General features: G+C 32.6%; 15 protein-coding genes. 4 read left to right on the forward strand and 11 right to left on the reverse strand.

Annotated elements, in window-relative coordinates:
• Positions 1-78: 78 nt before the first annotated feature.
• Both pulA and K8354_RS11195 read left to right on the forward strand, forming a co-directional pair.
• The gene (gene pulA, locus K8354_RS11190; RefSeq protein ID WP_223439656.1) at positions 79-2028 is read left to right on the forward strand and encodes a type I pullulanase; all 1950 of its coding nucleotides are present in this window, start codon (positions 79-81) and stop codon (positions 2026-2028) included.
• Between the two features lie 348 nt (positions 2029-2376).
• Complete coding sequence (locus K8354_RS11195; RefSeq protein ID WP_223439658.1) at positions 2377-3075, forward strand: DUF1826 domain-containing protein; 699 nt, start codon at positions 2377-2379, stop codon at positions 3073-3075.
• 63 nt (positions 3076-3138) lie between these two features.
• Here the strand turns inward: K8354_RS11195 and rsmG are convergent, their stop codons facing one another.
• Complete coding sequence (gene rsmG / locus K8354_RS11200) at positions 3139-3768, reverse strand: 16S rRNA (guanine(527)-N(7))-methyltransferase RsmG (RefSeq protein WP_223439660.1); 630 nt, start codon at positions 3766-3768, stop codon at positions 3139-3141.
• 108 nt (positions 3769-3876) lie between these two features.
• Here rsmG and K8354_RS11205 point away from each other — a divergent pair, with 108 nt between their 5' ends.
• Together K8354_RS11205 and K8354_RS11210 are read left to right on the forward strand one after the other, a co-directional pair.
• Positions 3877-4968 carry a fatty acid desaturase family protein gene (locus tag K8354_RS11205; RefSeq protein WP_223439663.1) on the forward strand — a complete coding sequence of 364 codons (1092 nt, stop codon included), beginning with the start codon at positions 3877-3879 and terminating at the stop codon, positions 4966-4968.
• Between the two features lie 20 nt (positions 4969-4988).
• On the forward strand, positions 4989-6176 hold the full coding sequence (locus K8354_RS11210; protein ID WP_223439664.1) for a pyridoxal phosphate-dependent aminotransferase: 1188 nt from the start codon (positions 4989-4991) through the stop codon (positions 6174-6176).
• Positions 6177-6422: 246 nt separating this feature from the next.
• On the opposite strand, the gene K8354_RS11215 is transcribed toward K8354_RS11210, so the two are convergent.
• The 10 genes from K8354_RS11215 to K8354_RS11260 form a co-directional block, all read right to left on the reverse strand.
• Positions 6423-6635: a hypothetical protein gene (locus tag K8354_RS11215; RefSeq protein ID WP_223439666.1), complete on the reverse strand. Its 213-nt coding sequence runs from the start codon at positions 6633-6635 to the stop codon at positions 6423-6425.
• A 208-nt stretch (positions 6636-6843) separates the two neighbouring features.
• On the reverse strand, positions 6844-8727 hold the full coding sequence (gene ftsZ, locus K8354_RS11220; RefSeq protein ID WP_223439667.1) for a cell division protein FtsZ: 1884 nt from the start codon (positions 8725-8727) through the stop codon (positions 6844-6846).
• A gap of 65 nt (positions 8728-8792) precedes the next feature.
• Entirely contained in the window at positions 8793-10133 is a 1341-nt protein-coding gene (gene ftsA, locus K8354_RS11225; RefSeq protein ID WP_223439669.1) for a cell division protein FtsA, read from the reverse strand.
• A 6-nt stretch (positions 10134-10139) separates the two neighbouring features.
• On the reverse strand, positions 10140-10865 hold the full coding sequence (locus K8354_RS11230; protein WP_223439671.1) for a cell division protein FtsQ/DivIB: 726 nt from the start codon (positions 10863-10865) through the stop codon (positions 10140-10142).
• On the reverse strand, positions 10855-12258 hold the full coding sequence (murC, locus tag K8354_RS11235) for a UDP-N-acetylmuramate--L-alanine ligase (protein WP_223439672.1): 1404 nt from the start codon (positions 12256-12258) through the stop codon (positions 10855-10857). Before murC ends, K8354_RS11230 begins: the two co-directional genes overlap by 11 nt.
• Positions 12259-12354: 96 nt before the next feature.
• Complete coding sequence (gene murG / locus K8354_RS11240) at positions 12355-13446, reverse strand: undecaprenyldiphospho-muramoylpentapeptide beta-N-acetylglucosaminyltransferase (RefSeq protein ID WP_223439674.1); 1092 nt, start codon at positions 13444-13446, stop codon at positions 12355-12357.
• A complete protein-coding gene (locus K8354_RS11245; protein ID WP_223439677.1) occupies positions 13433-14620 on the reverse strand; it encodes an FtsW/RodA/SpoVE family cell cycle protein in 1188 nt (395 codons plus the stop codon). The genes murG and K8354_RS11245 overlap by 14 nt, the downstream gene beginning before the upstream one ends.
• 139 nt (positions 14621-14759) lie before the next feature.
• A complete protein-coding gene (gene murD, locus K8354_RS11250) occupies positions 14760-16148 on the reverse strand; it encodes a UDP-N-acetylmuramoyl-L-alanine--D-glutamate ligase (RefSeq protein ID WP_223439678.1) in 1389 nt (462 codons plus the stop codon).
• Positions 16149-16282: 134 nt separating this feature from the next.
• Positions 16283-17509 (reverse strand): phospho-N-acetylmuramoyl-pentapeptide-transferase, encoded by a 1227-nt coding sequence (gene mraY / locus K8354_RS11255; protein WP_223439680.1) that lies wholly within the window; start codon positions 17507-17509, stop codon positions 16283-16285.
• 1 nt (position 17510) lies between these two features.
• Entirely contained in the window at positions 17511-18977 is a 1467-nt protein-coding gene (locus tag K8354_RS11260; RefSeq protein ID WP_223447671.1) for a UDP-N-acetylmuramoyl-L-alanyl-D-glutamate--2,6-diaminopimelate ligase, read from the reverse strand.
• Position 18978: the final 1 nt, after the last annotated feature.

Consider the following 18978-nt stretch of genomic DNA (forward strand, 5'->3'; position numbering starts at 1 on the left):
AATTGATGAACTTTCTACTTTCTATAAAAATCTTTTGATACTAAAATAACGCAACATATATTATTTCTATTCTTAACTATGCTCATATCTTCCTGCCCCAAAAAACGAACTACTTTTTCTTATATAGATGCTTATCCTACTTCCAAAGAAAGTCTTTGGCTACATTATACTAAAAAGGAATCTACTTTTAAAATATGGTCTCCAATAGCAACTGCTGTAAACTTGAATTTTTATAAAACAGGAAACAATTCTAGCATTTTGGCAACACATGCTCTAGCTGTTGATGATAACGGAGTTTGGTCTAAAACAATTCAAGGCGATTTGCATGGAATTTATTACACTTATGAAACCTATATAGACAATTATTGGCAAGCCGAAACTCCAGGAATTTATGCAAAAGCAGTGGGCGTAAACGGCCAAAGAGCCATGGTGTTAGATTTTGACACAACGAATCCTATAAATTGGGCGAATGATAATTATGTAAAATTAAATTCACCCAATGATGCTATTATTTATGAGCTACACATTAGAGACCTTACCATTCAAAAAGAGGCAAACTCCTCTTTTGCAGGCAAGTATTTGGGCTTGGTTGAAGAAGGAACAAAAAATCTTCAAAATGTTTCAACTGCCATAGATCATATAAAAGAACTCGGCATAACCCATGTTCATTTATTACCCACGTTCAATCATTATTCCATTGATGAAACTAATTTAGAAAAACCGCAATTTAATTGGGGGTATGATCCACAAAACTATCAGGTTCCCGAAGGATCTTTTTCTACAAATCCTTTTGATGCAAAAGTAAGAATTGTAGAATTTAAAACTATGGTAAAAGCATTTCACGATGCAAATATTGGTGTTATTTTAGATGTTGTTTACAATCATACTGGAAGAACAGAAAACTCAAATTTTAATTTAGAAAATCCCTACTATTATTATCGATTTAATAAAAATGGTACGTATTCTGATGCTGCCGCTTGCGGAAATGAAACAGCATCCGAAAGAGAAATGATGCGAAAATTTATGATTGAATCTCTAAAATATTGGACAATCGAATATCATATAGATGGTTTTAGATTCGATTTAATGGGAATTCATGACCTTAAAACCATGAATCTAATTGCAGATGAAATAAAAAAAATGAACCCAAACGCCCTAATTTATGGCGAAGGATGGACTGCCAATGATTCGCCACTTGCAAAACAACATCAAGCTTTAAAAAAACATACAAATCAAATGCCACACATCGCAGCTTTTTCTGATGATGTAAGAGACGGGATTAAAGGTTCCGTTTTTAAACATAAAGACACTGGTTTTGTAAATGGCGCTAAAAACAAAGAGGAATCCATCAAATTCGGAATTGTAGGCTCCATTGAACATGCACAAATTGATTATAAAAAAGTTAATTACTCTAATAAACCATGGGCAAATGAACCTTGGCAAGCTGTTAATTATGTTTCTTGTCATGATAATCTTACCTTATATGATAAATTAAAAATATCGAAACCAAATGCTTCTGAAAATGAAATTAAAGCAATGCACAAATTGGCAACCGCCATTATTTTAACCTCTCAAGGAACTCCTTTTTTACATGCTGGTTCAGAAATGATGCGCACCAAAAATGGTGACGATAATTCTTATAAATCTCCAGATTCCATCAATCAAATAAATTGGAATTTAAAAGTCAAAAATGCAGATGTTGTTCGCTATTTTCAAAATTTAATTACATTAAGAAAAGAGCATCCTGCTTTTAGAATGCCAACAGCAAAAGAGGTGCAAAAAAATTTAGAATTTAGAGAAGTAGATCATGGATTCATTTCCTTTCAAATTAAAAATAATGCAAATAATGATCCTTGGAAAACTATTTTGGTCATTTATAATGCCCAAAATAAACTAGTACGATATACTTTAAACGAAACTTGGAAGGTTGCTGTTTTAGATGATTATTTTTATTCTGAATCAAAAAAAACAGTTGCTAATTATTTAAACATTCCCGCTATTTCTGTGGCAATTTTATTTAAAAAATAATTACCATTTATATTTACTTTTATGAACTCTAAAATCTATCATCATCCTTTAGAAAAAGATGCTATTTTTTAAAATAATTTAAAAAAATGAGAACACAACCTCAAGGTATAATTTCATATTATTTGAGCAGTTTTCGAAAAGAAAATAGAGCATGATCCTTTTAATTCTATAGATAAGTCATCTTATTTGAAAAGGAAATTCCGTTTTTTAAAATCATGGTTTTGCATTAATTATAAGTGAGATGTTTTTAGTTTAGCTTGTTTCCAAAAGAAAAAAAACAGAAATTCGTAATCTTCTGATAGGCTCTAATGACACCAGGTCATATCATTTTTAAAATTGTAAACCAATATGATGAATTTATATCACACTAAGAATCAAATTCAATGTGTCTCGAATTTTCAAGACCTTGTTTCCACGCCTTTTCATGGAGAAGTTAACGCCATTTGTTGGACTCGAAAACTTACAGGTGATTTTTCTGAAATCGTTAAAAAGATAGAATTAAACGAAAATATAGCGGCACTTGATCCAAAAGAACTTATTGAACTTCAGTTGAGTGAACAAGGCCAGCTTGCCCGTGACATTATTTTAAGTGACTTGAAAATATTAAAAGCTCATGGAGCATCTCCAACTCTAAATCTGATTAAGTGCTATGATAGAGATGATAGCTACCCATTTTTTCCAACCGATGTTTATTCTTTCCATGTAGACAAATCTCCGATACCAACCGACACCTTTTTATGCACTTATCATGGCGATACTAGTGAAATATTACCAAATTCACAAGCCACACAAAAAGTACTTGTTCCGAAAATACGTGCTGAACTCAAAAAACTTTATGGCGCATCGGTTGACGGTTTTGAATCATTTTTAACTGAATATTTTTTTGACCTACACTATCAAGCTGCGCCAAATGCAGAACCCATTAGCCTAGGCCTTGGTCATCTATGCAAGTTGGCTATTGATCATCCGGAAAGTCAAGTTGCCCCGTGCCTTCACCGTGCACCAAAGGAAAAAGCTGGGCAATACCGTTTATTATTAATCTGTTAAAGCACTATCAATGAAACACAAAAAAGTTTCAAGTATTTACGTAAAGTTTGAAAATTATAAAACTTACCCTTTAAATTTCATCCCTAAATGCACCACCTTTTTAGTCTCAAAGAAATCTTCCTCAAAATAATCTGGTAAATCATAAATTGTGGCAGAAGTATACAATTTTAATTCTTCGGATAAATCGCCACCCTTTAAATATAGAATTCCGTTTTTTAAAGCATGATTTTGCTTTTTTGCAATTTTACCTTTATTCCATCTTACAAAAGTTTCCATATGAGCCACTGCTCTACTTACTATAAAATCGTACCTATCTTTTACCTCTTCTACTCTACCGTGCGTAGTTTTTACGTTTTCTAAGCCTAAACCTGCCACAACTTCATCAACAACTTTTATCTTTTTACCGATAGAATCTACCAAATGAAAATTAGTCTCGGGAAATAAAATAGCTAACGGAATACCAGGAAAACCACCACCTGTGCCAACATCCATCACTTTTGCCCGTGGTTTAAAATCAACCACTTTTGCTATTCCTAAAGAATGTAAAACGTGCCGTAAATAAAGCTCGTCAATATCTTTTCTAGAAACAACGTTTATTTTTAAGTTCCAATCTTGATATAATTCTTGCAATTTGGTGAATTGATTGATTTGCGTTTCCGATAAGTTTGTAAAATACTTGTGAATAATTTCCATAAAAAAATAAATATTGACAAAAATAATGTAATTCAAATCAAATTAATACGTTTACAAGAATATCATCTTACAAAAAATAGCTTATTTTTGTAGTCCTTACTATCATATATGAAAAAAATAAATTTCTCAAGAGTAGACAAAGCAAAGTTTTTTAGAACTTTAAACAAAAGAGTAAACACCTATTTCAAAGAAAACGATATTAAAAGAACAGGAAACTGGAAATTGTATACCAAAGCAATTATCATGTTTTCCCTGTTTTTAGTACCTTTTATTATTGTTCTTACCGTTTCTATGCCTCAATGGGCTATGTTTTTATTAATGATTCTTACAGGAATCGGAATGGCAGGCGTGGGCATGAATGTAATGCATGATAGCAATCACGATTCCTTTTCTAGCAAAAAATGGGTAAATAAACTCATGGGCAGCAGTATTTATATCCTTGCAGGAAATGTGTATAACTGGAAAGTACAGCACAATGTTTTGCACCACACCTTCACCAACGTTAAAGACCATGACGAAGATATTGATGCAGGTAGAATTATCCGTTTTTCAATGCATTCTAAATGGTTAAAAATTCATAAACTTCAAAAATATTATTCTGTTTTCTTATACGGATTATTAACCATTAATTGGGCAATTACGACCGATGTGAAACAAATGCACCGGTATTTAAAACGTAAATTATCCTATGGTAAATTTCCAAATCCTGCTACAGAATGGACCAAATTAGTAATTTCTAAAATTGTTTATTATGCACTTTGGATCGTTTTACCACTCTTAGTTTTAGATGTTTCTTGGTGGAAAGTTTTAATTGGATTTTTCATCATGCATTATACCGCTGGTATGATTTTAAGTATTGTTTTTCAATTGGCACATATTGTACCAAAAACAACAATGCCAATTCCTGATAAAGATGGAAATTTAGAACATACTTGGGCAGTCCACCAATTGTATACAACCTCTAACTTTGCACCTAGCAATTGGTTGGTAAACTTCTATACAGGAGGTTTAAATCATCAAGTTGAACATCATATTTTTCCGCATATTTCTCATGTTCATTATGACAAATTAGCTAAAATTGTAAAAGAAACAGCTCAAGAATTTAATTTGCCTTACAATGAATATAAAACTATGAGTAAAGCGCTTGTAGAGCATTTTAGACATTTAGGTGTTTTAGGACAAAAACCAGAATTAGCATAACAAATAAGTTTTTAGAAAAAATGTCACATCCATTATCGGACAGAATTAACAGTTTACCAGTTTCTCAAACCTTAGCAATGGCTGCTAAAGCAAGAGAATTAAGAGCAGAAGGAAAAGATATTATTGGCTTAAGTTTGGGAGAGCCAGACTTTAACACACCTGATTTCATCAAAGATGCTGCTATAGAAGCAATTAATCAGAACTATAACTCCTACTCGCCGGTAGATGGGTATGTAGAATTAAAAGAAGCGATTTGTGTTAAATTTAAACGCGATAATAATTTAGTATATCAACCAAATCAAGTTGTTGTTTCTACAGGCGCAAAGCAATCTATTGCCAATGTTGCACAAGTATTACTAAACCCAGGTGATGAGATTTTACTACCTGCACCTTATTGGGTTAGTTATTCTGCCATCGCAATTTTATGTGAAGCAACGTATGTTGAAATTCCTTCTTCCATTGAGAATGATTTTAAAATTACGCCAGAACAATTAGAAGCCGCAATTACCCCAAAAACAAAAATGATTTTCTTTAACTCACCAAACAATCCTAGTGGAACTATTTATAGTGAAGCAGAATACCGAGCGTTGGCAGCAGTTTTAGAAAAACATCCAAGAATATTTGTTTTATCAGATGAAATCTATGAACATGTTAATTACGATTGCAAACCGTTTAGTTTTGCAGCCATAGAAAGCATGTATCATAGAACCATTACCGTAAACGGGTTAGCAAAGGCATTTGCCATGACAGGTTGGAGAGTCGGTTATATTGGTGCTCCAGATTGGATTGCTAAAGCCTGTACAAAAATGCAAGGTCAAATTACGTCTGGCACCAATTGTATTGCACAAAGAGCAGCAATTACGGCTGTTTTGGCTCCAGTTGAAAAAATACAATATATGGTAGATGAGTTTAAAACTCGTAGAGATATCATTATTGAATTATTAAGGGAGATTAACGGATTTAAAGTAAATGTTCCTGCAGGCGCTTTTTACGTGTTTCCTGATGTTTCTGATTTCTTCGGAAAAACGATTAACGGAATTACGATAAATAACGCAAGCGATTTTTCTTTATTTTTATTAGAAAAAGCAAATGTTGCAACAGTAACTGGAGAGGCTTTTGGCGCACCAAATTGTATTCGTATATCATATGCTGCCTCTGAATTAAAAATTCGTGAGGCCATGAGTAGAATCAAGAAAGCGTTAAACTAACCTTAAAAATATATTAGATTTCAAATCCATCTTTTTTTTAGATGGATTTTTTTTGGGAATATTTTTGAAAAATAAAGCACAGACTTCATGCTGAAATTAGATATACGCATGCCCGCTGCTATATGTTATTTTGTTGTGTACAAAAAATATCGAAACGAGTTTCTCCTAAAAAGGATGTTACCGATATCATGGTTAAAAAACTTATTCTTCACAAAACTGGAAGAACAGATTACTTTCTATATAAAACTAGAAAGTAATCATAAGAATTACCGCAAGAAATAAAGCAACTCTTAAAATAGTACCTGTTTGACTTTCTAAATTACTTTGATTTAAAATCATTGATTTGGTTCTAGCTAAAGAAGCTGCCCTAACTTGTTGTGATTGATATTTAATCTCTCTTTTATAACGAGACGTTAAAATTCCTCTTTCTACCTCAGCTGTTGTTTGTAAATATTTCATGGTGTTTGATTTTAATGATTATATAAAGTAGACGACATCAAAAAAGAATTGTTACAGTACAAAAGTTTACAAAAAATACAAAAACCAAGTTTTTGTAGGTTTCATGGTTTACGAAAACCAAAAAAAAATTACAAAAAGTTGAAAATAAAAAAAATCACATCTTTTTAAGATGTGATTTTTTTTATTTTATAAGGGATTTAAGCACCCGTTAATCTACATTATCATGTAAAAAAGAATTGTTAGATTTAAAACCGAAATTATCTGAATCTTTATTAAGCGCAGTTTCTGTGCTACTTCTAGATGTGTTTCTATCTAAATCTATACCTTGTCTTTTATAGGCTGGCTGACGCTCAATCTCATCTATGTTTTTATTTAAATTTTCATTGAAGCTATAATTAAACTTCTTCATATTTTTTCTTCGCTCTTCTGCCCTTCTTTGTAACTCGCTTATCGTTAAATCTAGCGGAGAAACTTCTTCACTCCTTGTGTTGATTTCATCAACTTCAGCTGCAGGTCTTGTTGTTTTTAATTCAAACTGAACCTCTTCTTCAATTACTTTCTTTGCTGCAATATGAGAACTTTTTCCGATGGTAGGTGCGGCAGCAAAATCTTCTAAAACATACCGTGTTTGCTTTTTTGAAACGATTTCTTCAGCACCAAAAACTTGAATATCATTTGCATGTGTTACCGTTTCATTATTTACTGAATTAAACTGAACATCCTTATTCTCTGTATCTTCTTTAGCAGAATTTAAAGGTAAATCAAACAATAAATCATTCTGAATAGCCTGAGGTTGTTCCATTTTTTCTTCAACTTTTGTTTCGGTAATGATAAAATCAGCTTCTGAAGTATAATTAAGAGAAACTTCTTCATAACTCACAGGCATGCTCGCGATAATCGGATTTGTTGCAACTAAATCCATTTTAGGTTTTGTAGGCGTCACATCACCCTCTAAAACATGGACTACTTTTTGCTCTATGACATTAGAAATTGGCAGATCGATAGTTGGAGATTTCGAGATTGTTTTTTCTTCAAAATTATAGGTTGCCTTCTGCTCATCTTCTAACGTATGAACAATTTTTTTAACCTCTGTATTAGAAATTGTACTTTGTTGATCTTTAGTAAACCCGGTAGCAACAATCGTTACAGCAATAGCATCTCCTAACTCTTCATCTTCACCAACACCCATAATAATATTGGCATCAAACCCCGCTTCATCTTGAATGTATTCGTTAATTTCTCCTATTTCATCTAAAGTAACTTCGTTCGTTCCGGAAACAATTAACAACAACACGTTTTTAGCACCTGTAATTTTATTATCGTTTAATAAAGGAGAATCTAAAGCTTTCATGATAGCATTTTTAGCTCTGTCTTGGCCTTCTTCTTTTGCAGATCCCATAATAGCTGTTCCGCTATTAGAAAGTACAGTTTTAGCATCATGTAAATCAATGTTTTGCTTATAATGATGCGTTATAACCTCTGCAATTCCTTTAGAAGCGGTAGATAAAACTTCATCTGCTTTCGAGAAACCAGCTTTAAAACCAAGGTTTCCGTATACTTCTCTTAATTTATTATTATTGATAACAATTAAAGAATCTACATTTTTGCGTAGTTCATCAATTCCTATTTGTGCTTGTTTTGCTCGTCTTTTTCCTTCAAAAGCAAAAGGCATGGTTACGATACCTACGGTAAGAATATCCATATCTTTTGCTATTTTAGCAATGATTGGAGCAGCTCCCGTACCCGTTCCTCCACCCATCCCGGCAGTAATAAATACCATTTTAGTTTGGGTAGTTAACAATTGCTGAATTTCTTGCAGACTTTCTTTAGCCGCTTGTGCACCAATTTCTGGATTTGCACCCGCACCTAAACCAGATGTTAAGTTGGCTCCTAACTGAATTTTATTAGGAATTGAACTATTCTCTAGTGCTTGCGCATCTGTATTACAGATTACAAAATCTACCCCGTTAATGTGTTGCTGAAACATGTGGTTTACAGCATTACTACCTCCACCACCAACACCAATTACTTTTATGGTATTAGACTTTGTTTTTGGCATTTCAAATGTAATGTTATCGAGTCCTGAGTCCATATCACGTTAATTTTTTTTTGTTTTACACTTATTTGTTCTGTTCTACTAATTTTGTATTGCTGATTTTATTCAGCATTATCTAAAAAATCTTTTAAGCCTTCGGTAAATTTTTCGAAAAAAGATTTCTTTTTTGTTTTTTTTGCTACTTCTATTTTTGGTACTATTTCTTTCTCTACCTCTTCAGGTTCATTTTCCTCTACATCTACAACCTCTTCTACAATTTCTTCTATTGCTTCAACTTTTATCTCTTTTTCTAAACCCTCCATTAACAACCCAACTGCAGTTGCATAAGCAGGACTTGATAATACCTCATCAGAATCACCAGCCAAATGCTCGTTAGGAAAACCAATTCTAGCATCCATCCCAGTAATATATTCTACTAATTGGCGTAAATGCTTTAACTGAGAGCCTCCACCTGTTAACACTATTCCTGCAATTAATTTACCTTTTGCAGTTTCATGTCCATAATTTTTTATTTCTAAATATGCATGTTCAATAATTTCTTGAACCCTTGCATGAATGATTTTTGATAAATTTTTAAGCGTAATTTCTTTTGGCTCTCTTCCTCTTAATCCTGGAATAGAAACAATTTCTGTTTCCTTATTTTCTCCTGGCCAAGCAGAACCAAATTTTATTTTGAGTAATTCAGCTTGCTTTTCAATGATAGAACACCCCTCTTTTATATCATCTGTAATTACGTTTCCTCCAAAAGGGATTACCGCTGTGTGTCTTATAATTCCATCTTTAAAAATCGCTAAATCTGTGGTTCCACCACCTATATCAATAAGGGCAACACCTGCTTCTTTTTCTTCTTGACTTAATACGGCTTGTGCAGATGCCAGAGGTTCTAGTGTAATTTCACTTAAATTTAAACGAGCACTTTTTACACAACGCCCAATATTTCTAATTGATGAAACTTGTCCAACTACCACATGAAAATTGGCCTCTAAACGTCCGCCGTACATTCCTATGGGCTCTTTAATATCCCCTTGAGAATCTACTTTAAATTCTTGTGGTAAAACATGAATAATCTCTTCTCCTGGCAGCATTACTAATTTATGTACTTGGTGTACCAAATCATCAATATCAGTATCTTCAATAACCTCGTCTGCATTACTTCTGGTAATATAATCACTATGATGTAAACTTCTAATATGTTGACCAGCAATCCCTACAACTACATTTTCTATTTTAAATCCAGAAACACTTTCTGCCTCATCTACCGCTTGTTCAATAGATTGTATTGTTTGGGTTATATTACTAACAACCCCACGTTTTACGCCTAAACTCTTTGCTTTACCAATGCCAACAACCTCAATTTTACCGTACTCATTTTTACGACCAATCATGGCTACAATTTTGGTTGTACCAATATCTAAACCAACAGCTAATTTATTGTTCTCCATTCTAGTCTATTTAGTGCACACAACTTGGTTGTGATATTTTACATTTATTGTTTTATAATTTTCAATTGTTTTATCTTCAAATGTTTTATTATAAAACGCTTTTAATTTTTTAAATTTTATATCCATTTCAGATAAATTTCCGAAATCGATTTTATAATCTCCACTTCTTGCAGAAAATTGATATTCACCATCATCAAATTTCTCGATACCCACAATCTCTTTTTGCAGAAAATTATCAGCCAAAATAAAAGATACAAGCGGTAAAACTGCGGTAATATCTTGGTCATTGTTTATACCCGAAATTAAGAGTACTCTCGCAGAATAATTATCTGACAAAGGTACTTTTATTCCTTTTTTATCAATGTAATAAGAATCTTTTTTTTCAAAAATTCTTGCTACCGGAGAACGTTGTTTTACAATTGAGTTTAAAGTACCTCCAATCGTTAAAAAAACAGCAGCTTCTTCAACATATGGATTTTTTAAAACCTTATTTTCTAAATCATATAAATCTATTACAGATTTTGCTTGGTTTACCACGTTTTTATTATTTTGTATTAACAATTTATTAACCATTGCATGTGTTAAAAAATTATTATCTCCTTCTTTAAATTCTACAATAGGAATCCCTATTTTTATATGTTGATTTCTGACGGATGTAAAACTATATAAAAACCCCAAACCTATTGTTAACACTAGAAAAAAAAGGTATTTCAAAACTCTCTTAAACTTCATTTTCTTGGGGTTTTAAGAGTTCATGGGTTACTTCATTTATAGTTATACCAATATCACCAGCACCTAACATAACCACAACTTTGGCTGATGAATTTTTAATATCTTTTACTAAATTATTTTTTTGAGTCAGTTTTTTATGCACGCCTTCAATTTTACTAAAAAGCCAATCAGAAGTTACCCCCACAATTGGAAGCTCTCTTGCAGGATAAATATCTAGCAATAAAACTTCATCAAATTTAGACAAAGATCTTGCAAAATCATTGATAAAATCTCGAGTTCTAGAAAATAAATGTGGCTGAAAAACGACTAGCACTTTTTCGTTAGGATACATTTCTCTGACCGAATTTTCTACTGCATTTATTTCTGTTGGATGATGCGCATAATCATCAATCAACACAAAATTAGGTGTTTTAATCTTATAGGTAAACCTGCGTTTTACTCCTTTAAATGTGGATAAACGATTTTTAATATTTTCTAAAGAAACTCCATATACATCTGCCATTGCTAGCGCTGCCAAAGCATTCATAACATTGTGCTTACCTGGCACATGGAATTTAATATTTTTAATAATTTCTGATGGAGTTTGTACATCAAAAATATAGGCTCCGTTTTCAATTTTTAAATGAAACGCCTTGTAATCTGCCTCTTCATCTATCGCAAAAGTCAATCCTTTTAAAGGCAAACCTTTTGCAACAATTAAAGTATCTGTAACCCTCTGAGAAAAAGCAAAAAAAGATTCATGTAACGCTTCGGCTTCGCCGTAAATATCTAAATGATCTGCATCCATAGAAGTTACACAAGCAATATTTGGGCTTAATTGTAAGAAAGATCTATCAAATTCATCTGCTTCTACTACAGAAACTTTATCCCCACCTAAAATTAAATTTGAGTCGTAATTTTCGGCAATTCCACCTAAAAAAGAAGTGGCTTTTTCATTCTTCATAATATGCCCTAAAATAGCAGAAGTTGTCGTTTTTCCATGGGTCCCTGCCACTGCTAAACAAAACGTACTTTCTGTTATTTTACCTAAAATTGCGGCTCTTTTTAAAATGGTGAACTTATTATTGATAAAATAATTTAATTCGGTATGCCCCGCTGGAACCGCAGGCGTATACACCACCAACGTTTTCTCTTTATTTAAAAATGAAATCGGAATATTTTTTACATTATCTTCAAAATGAATTTCTATCCCAACAGCTTCCAAATCTTTTGTAATTTGAGAAGGCATTTTATCATACCCAGCAACTTGTTTTCCATTGGCAGCGAAGTAACGAGCGATTGCGCTCATTCCGATACCACCAATTCCGATAAAATAAATAAAATCCCATCCTAAATCCTTCTCAAAAGGAAGGACTTTTCGAATCTTGCTGGTATATTTATCTTTTTTATTCATTGTTTTATTACCTGAACTATTTTATTTCTTTTCTCTTTTTCTGAACTCTCTAAAAAATCATTTTTCCCTTATGTATATTTTTCTATATTACATTGATCAACGGAAAATCAATTTCTCAACTTCATTTACAATAGCATTTGTTGCCCCTGGCAATGCCAATTCTTTTATATTTTCTGATAAATGTTCTTGTTTTCCTTTGTCTTTAATTAACGTTTCAAAAACGATCGGAAATGTATCTAAATCGGACTCTCGTAATAAGATTGCAGCGTGTTGATCTGCAATCGATTTTGCATTTTTAGTTTGATGATCTTCGGCAACATTTGGTGACGGAATAAAAATTACAGGTTTCCCAACAATACATAATTCTGAAACCGAACTAGCTCCTGATCTTGAAATAATAATAGTAGCGGCTGCATATGCCAAATCCATTTTATTGATAAACTCATGCACTTGAACATGTTCTAACTTATTATATTTCTTATATTCTTCAAAATAAAGTTGACCACATTGCCAAATCACTTGAACTTCTTGGCTTTTAAAAAACTCTAAATTACTTTCAATTAATTGATTTATTTTTCTAGCGCCTAAACTTCCTCCTAAAACTAAAATAGTCTTTTTTTTAGTATCCAATTTAAAAAAGTCTTTTCCTTCTTTTATTTTAGAATGGATTGATAACAAGTCCTGGCGAACAGGATTACCTGTTTTAACAATTTTATCCAAAGGAAAAAAACGTTCTAAATAATCATAAGCAACACAAACTTTATTTGCTTTCTTGCTCAATAATTTATTGGTAATGCCAGGAAAAGAATTCTGTTCTTGAATTAGAGTCGGAATTCCTTTTCTGCCCGCCATAATTAACGTTGGTCCGCTTGCAAATCCCCCTGTGCCAATAGCAATATCTGGTTTAAATTTATTAATTATGGAATTTGCTTTCCATAAACTACTTATAAACTTAAAGGGAAAAGACAAATTATCTAACGTTAATCGTCTTTGAATTCCTGAAATCCATAATCCTTTTATTTCATACCCTAATTGGGGTACTTTTTCCATTTCCATTCTACCTTTTGCGCCTACAAACAAAAAGTTCGCATCGGGATAACGTAACTTTATCTCATTCGCAATGGCTATTGCAGGATAAATATGACCTCCTGTTCCTCCTCCCGATAAAAGTATATTATATGGTTTCATGTAAAATATCTAAAGGGTTATCGTCTAAAATATCTTCTTCTGTTTCTTGCTTTGATGCGCTTACACTTAAAATCATTCCGAGTGCAAAACAAGTCATCCAAATAGAGGTACCTCCGCTACTAATTAAAGGCAGCGTTTGACCCGTTACCGGGAACAAATTAGAAGCTACAGCCATATTTATGCTGGCTTGAAATACTATAGGAAGACCAGCTCCCAGCACTAATAGCATTCCAAAAATAGTAGTTGTTTTTCTAATAACCACAAAAATTCTGAATAGTAAGAGAAAATAAATCGATAGAATTATAAAACCGCCCAACAAACCGTATTCTTCAATAATAATAGCAAAAATAAAATCTGATGAAGATTGTGGTAAAAAATTTTTCTGAACACTTTTTCCCGGACCAACTCCCACAGGACCGCCTGTTGCTATGGCAATTTTTGCTTTTTCTACTTGATAAGCTTCTTTGCCATCGCCATCAGAAAAACTCTCTATTCTATTTTGCCAAGTTTGCACTCTATTGGGCATAGCTTCAGGAAATGCTTTTGCAGCGAGTATAAAAAAAGCGAGTGCTAAAATACCCACTCCTAATACAAAACCTATATATTTTATGGGGTAACCTCCAATGAATACAACCACCAAAATCATAGAAAAAATAATGGCTGTTGTAGAAAAATTTGCAGGTAGTATCAATATTAAAACAGCGGCTACCGGCAACCAAAGTTGCCATAAACTCTCTTTAAACAGAATTACCTTTTCCTTATTTCTTGCTAAATACCGCGCCACGTAAACCATCAAAACCAAACCTGCTAATGTTGAGGTTTGAAAACCTATGCCTACAAACGGAATATTGATCCATCTACTTGCATTTGCCCCGCCAATAGTAGTTCCTTGTGCCAATGTAAAAATCAATAAAACAATAACAAAAGGTAACATTAAAACAGATCCTCCAGAAAAATATCGATATGGTATTTTATGGACACCGTAAATAATTGCAAAGCCCATAATTAACAAAACCATATGTTTTACCAAATACCCTAAAGTTGAACCCGAACCTACAACATATACCAAGTTTGTGCTTGCGCTATACACGGGCATAAATGAGAATATTGCCAAAGTAGCAACAATTGCCCAAATAGCTTTATCTCCTTTTATATGTTGAAAAATGGTTTTCATACGTCTCTTTTAATCTCTCTTAATCTCTCCGAGGGAGAGCAACATTTTTGTGTTTATTTTTATTTCTATTTTTATATAATCCTATTTTTTATAGTAAAATTGCTAGCTCAATTACAACGGTAAAGTTAGATGAACTTTTTTACAGACTTCTGACTGCTTTTTTAAATTGACGCCCTCTATCTTCATAACTATCAAACAAATCAAAACTTGCACAAGCCGGAGAAAGTAAAACTGTTTCTCCTCTTTCCGCCAATTTATGCGATACTTTTACAGCTTCTTCTGCTCCTGCGGTTTCTACTATAATATCAACCACATTGCCAAACATATTTTTAATCTTATCATTATCCAAACCTAAACAAACAATGGCTTTCACTTTTTCTCTTACCAAAGGCAACAAATCATTGTAATCATTTCCTTTATCCACACCACCTACAATCCAAACGGTTGTTTTATCCATACATTCTAAAGCATAGAAAGTTGCATTTACATTGGTCGCTTTCGAGTCATTAATATATTCTATACCATTAATTTTTGCAACCTCTTCCAAACGATGTTCTGCCCCTTCAAAACTTGACAGACTTTCTTTGATAAACTCTTTTCTTATAGTTAATAATTCAGCAGCCATTGTTGCAGCCATTGCGTTTTTAATATTATGTTTTCCTTTAATTGATAAAGTTGATATTGGCATCTTAATTTTGTCTTTATTAATGTTGATAATAATGTGATGATCTTTGATATACGCTCCATATTCTAATTCTTTTTCAATTGAAAACGGAACTAATTTTGCTTGTGTTTTATTTTCTTTTAACCAATTATTAATGGCTTTATCATCCGCGTCATAAATTAAATAATCAGACGCTGTTTGATTCTTTGTAATTCTAAATTTTGAGGCGATATATTTATTAAAATCGTACTCATATCGATCTAAATGATCTGGCGTAATATTCAATAGAATAGCAATATGACTGTTAAAATTCACAATGCCATCCAACTGAAAACTACTTAATTCTAATACATAACTCGTGTAAGACTTTTCAACAACTTGTTGTGCAAAACTATCTCCTATATTTCCTGCCACTCCAACATTTAACCCTGCTCTTTTTAAAATATGATGGGTTAATAATGTTGTGGTTGTTTTTCCATTTGATCCTGTAATCCCTATAATTGTTGCTTTTGTAAATTGTGCTGCAAATTCTATCTCTGAAATAACAGGAATTGATTTTTTTAACAATTTTTGAACTAACGCTATGGTATCTGGAATACCAGGACTTTTCATCACTACATCGGCCGTTAAAATTTTACTTTCTGTATGCTGATTCTCTTCAAAATCTATCTCGTTATGTACAAGAACTTCTTTATACTTTTTTGATATTTTTCCTTTATCAGAAACAAAAACTTTGTATCCTTTTTGCTTTCCAAGAATTGCGGTTCCAACACCACTTTCTCCTCCACCAAGAATAACAAGAAGCCCCCTTTCCCTCAAAGGGGGAAAAACTGGAATCGTTGTGTTTTTTTCTTGGTTGCTCATTTTTTATTTTGTCTCGTTTCTTTTTTCTTTTCTCTTTTTTCTTTTCTCTTTTCTCTTTTCTCTTTTTTCTTTATTCTAATAACAATATTTCTTTACCCACAAACTTGCTAATTCCCCCTTTGGGGGTTAGGGGGCTATCTCAATTTCAGCGTTACAATTGTAAAAACCGCCAACATAATTCCAACAATCCAAAAACGAACTACAATCTTACTTTCATGATAGTTTAATTTCTGATAATGGTGATGTAAAGGCGCCATTCTAAAAACCCTTTTACCTTCTCCAAATTTCTTTCTTGTATATTTAAACCAAGAAACCTGTAAAATCACAGAAAGATTTTCTACCACAAAAATGCCTGCTAAAATTGGTAACAATAATTCTTTACGAATTGAAATTGCAATTACAGCTATAATTCCGCCAATGGTTAAACTTCCAGTATCTCCCATAAAAACTTGTGCCGGAAAAGTATTGTACCATAAAAAACCAATTAACGCTCCTGCAAAAGCCGCAATGAAAACGGTCATTTCTCCAGAATTAGGGATGTACATTACATCTAAATAATCTGCAAAAATAATATTGCCAGAAACCCACGCAAAAACAGCTAGCGTTATGACAATTATTGCTGATGAACCTGCTGCTAAACCATCAATTCCGTCGGTTAAATTTGCTCCGTTAGAAATCCCTGTGACAATAAATACAGTAATAAAAATAAAAACAATCCATCCATATTTTTCATAACCCTCTCCCAGAAAACTCAAAGCTTTTGAATACTCTAATTCATTATTTTTAAAAAATGGAACGGTCGTTTTGGTCGATTTATGTTCTTCCCCAAAAACTTTTTTCCTCCCGTTTTCTTGCACAATCTGTTGCCCAACGGGTAGTTGCTCTTTAATCGTAACATCATCATTAAAATACAACATAGAACCTACAATAACCCCTAAACCAACTTGACCTAAAACTTTAAACTTACCTTTTAACCCTTGCTTATCTTTCTTAAATACTTTAATATAATCATCTAAAAAACCAATTAAACCCATCCAAACAGTTGTTATAAGCAAAATGACAACATAGATGTTATTTAATTTTGCCAATAGAATTGCGGGAATTAACGTGGCTAAAATGATGATGACGCCACCCATTGTTGGTGTACCCGATTTTTGTTTTTGTCCTTCTAAACCTAAATCTCTAACCGTTTCTCCTACTTGTTGTTTTTGAAGAAAATTAATAATTCTTTTACCATAAATCGTAGATATTAGTAAAGACAAAATAAAGGCCGCTGCTGCTCTAAATGTGATGAATTGAAACACACTTGCTCCCGGAAAGCGAAATTGATTTTCTAAATATTCAAATAAATAATACAGCATATTACTTCTTTTTTAGCTGATTAAAACAATGTTTAATTTCCTCTAAATCATCAAAATGAGAACGAACTCCGTCTATTTCTTGATAATTTTCATGTCCTTTGCCTGCAATCAAAATAATATCTCCCGATTTGGATAATTTATAAGCTGTTTTTATTGCCTGTCTTCTATCTAAAATTGAGAGTGTTTTTCTATAATTTTCTGATGAAACCCCTACTTCCATCTCCTCTAAAATAGCTTGTGGATTCTCAGATCTTGGATTATCCGAAGTAAAAATTGCTTGATTGCTTAATTGAGAAGCAATATGCGCCATTTTTGGTCTTTTTGTAGCATCTCTATCGCCACCGCAACCCACAACCGTAATGACTGTTTCGTTGCCTGTTCTAATATCATTAACGGTTTCTAACACTTTTTTTAAGGCGTCTGGCGTGTGTGCATAATCTATAATTGCTGTAATTCCGTCTTCAGAAACAATATATTGAAAACGACCACTAACACTTTCTAACTGACTTACAATTGTTAAAATTTCTAACTTTTCTAAACCTAATAATTCAGCAGTAGCAATAATTGCCGTTAAATTATAAATATTGAAAACACCAATTAATTTGGTCCAAACCTCAATACCATCAAAAGAAATTAAAGTTCCTGAAAGTTGCTTTTCTAAGATGCGAGCTTTGTAATCTGCTATTGTTTTTAAAGCATATGTTTTTTTACTTGCCTTGGTGTTCTGCAACATAAAGTTGCCGTTTTTATCATCTATATTTGTCAATGCAAAAGCTGTTTTTGGCAAAGCGTCAAAAAATGATTTTTTTACATTTCTGTATTCGGCAAACGTATCATGATAATCTAAATGATCATGCGAAAGATTGGTAAAAATTCCGCCAGCAAACGTTAAACCTGCTGTTCTTTTTTGATGAATTCCATGAGAACTCACTTCCATAAAACAATATTCTACGCCCGCCTCTAACATCAAATCTAAAAACTTATTAATGCTTATTGAATCTGGAGTTGTATGTGTTGCTTTGTATTCAGTTTTATCAACCAAAATTTTAACCGTAGACAACAACCCAACTTTATACCCTGCTTTGTAAAATAGCTGATACAATAGTGATGCAATCGTGGTTTTTCCGTTGGTACCGGTAACCCCTACAACCGGGAATTTTGTTGAAGGATTTTCATAAAAATTAGCAGCCATAATTGCCAAAGCTATATTAGCATCTTCAACTTGAACATAGGTAACACCTTCTTTTTTATCTAAAGGAAGATCTTCACAAATAACAGCAATTGCCCCTAGAGAAATTGCTTTATCGATGTATAAATGACCATTGACGGTAACACCCTTTTGAGCTACAAAAATATCTTTATTTCCAACTTTTCTAGAATCGAAAACAAGCTGATGTATCTCCATATTTGTGTTACCAAAAACTTGTTGGATAGAAACCTTATATAATATGTCTTTTAAATTTTTCAGC

The sequence above is a fragment of the Polaribacter litorisediminis genome (assembly GCF_019968605.1).
GTDB lineage: Bacteria > Bacteroidota > Bacteroidia > Flavobacteriales > Flavobacteriaceae > Polaribacter > Polaribacter litorisediminis.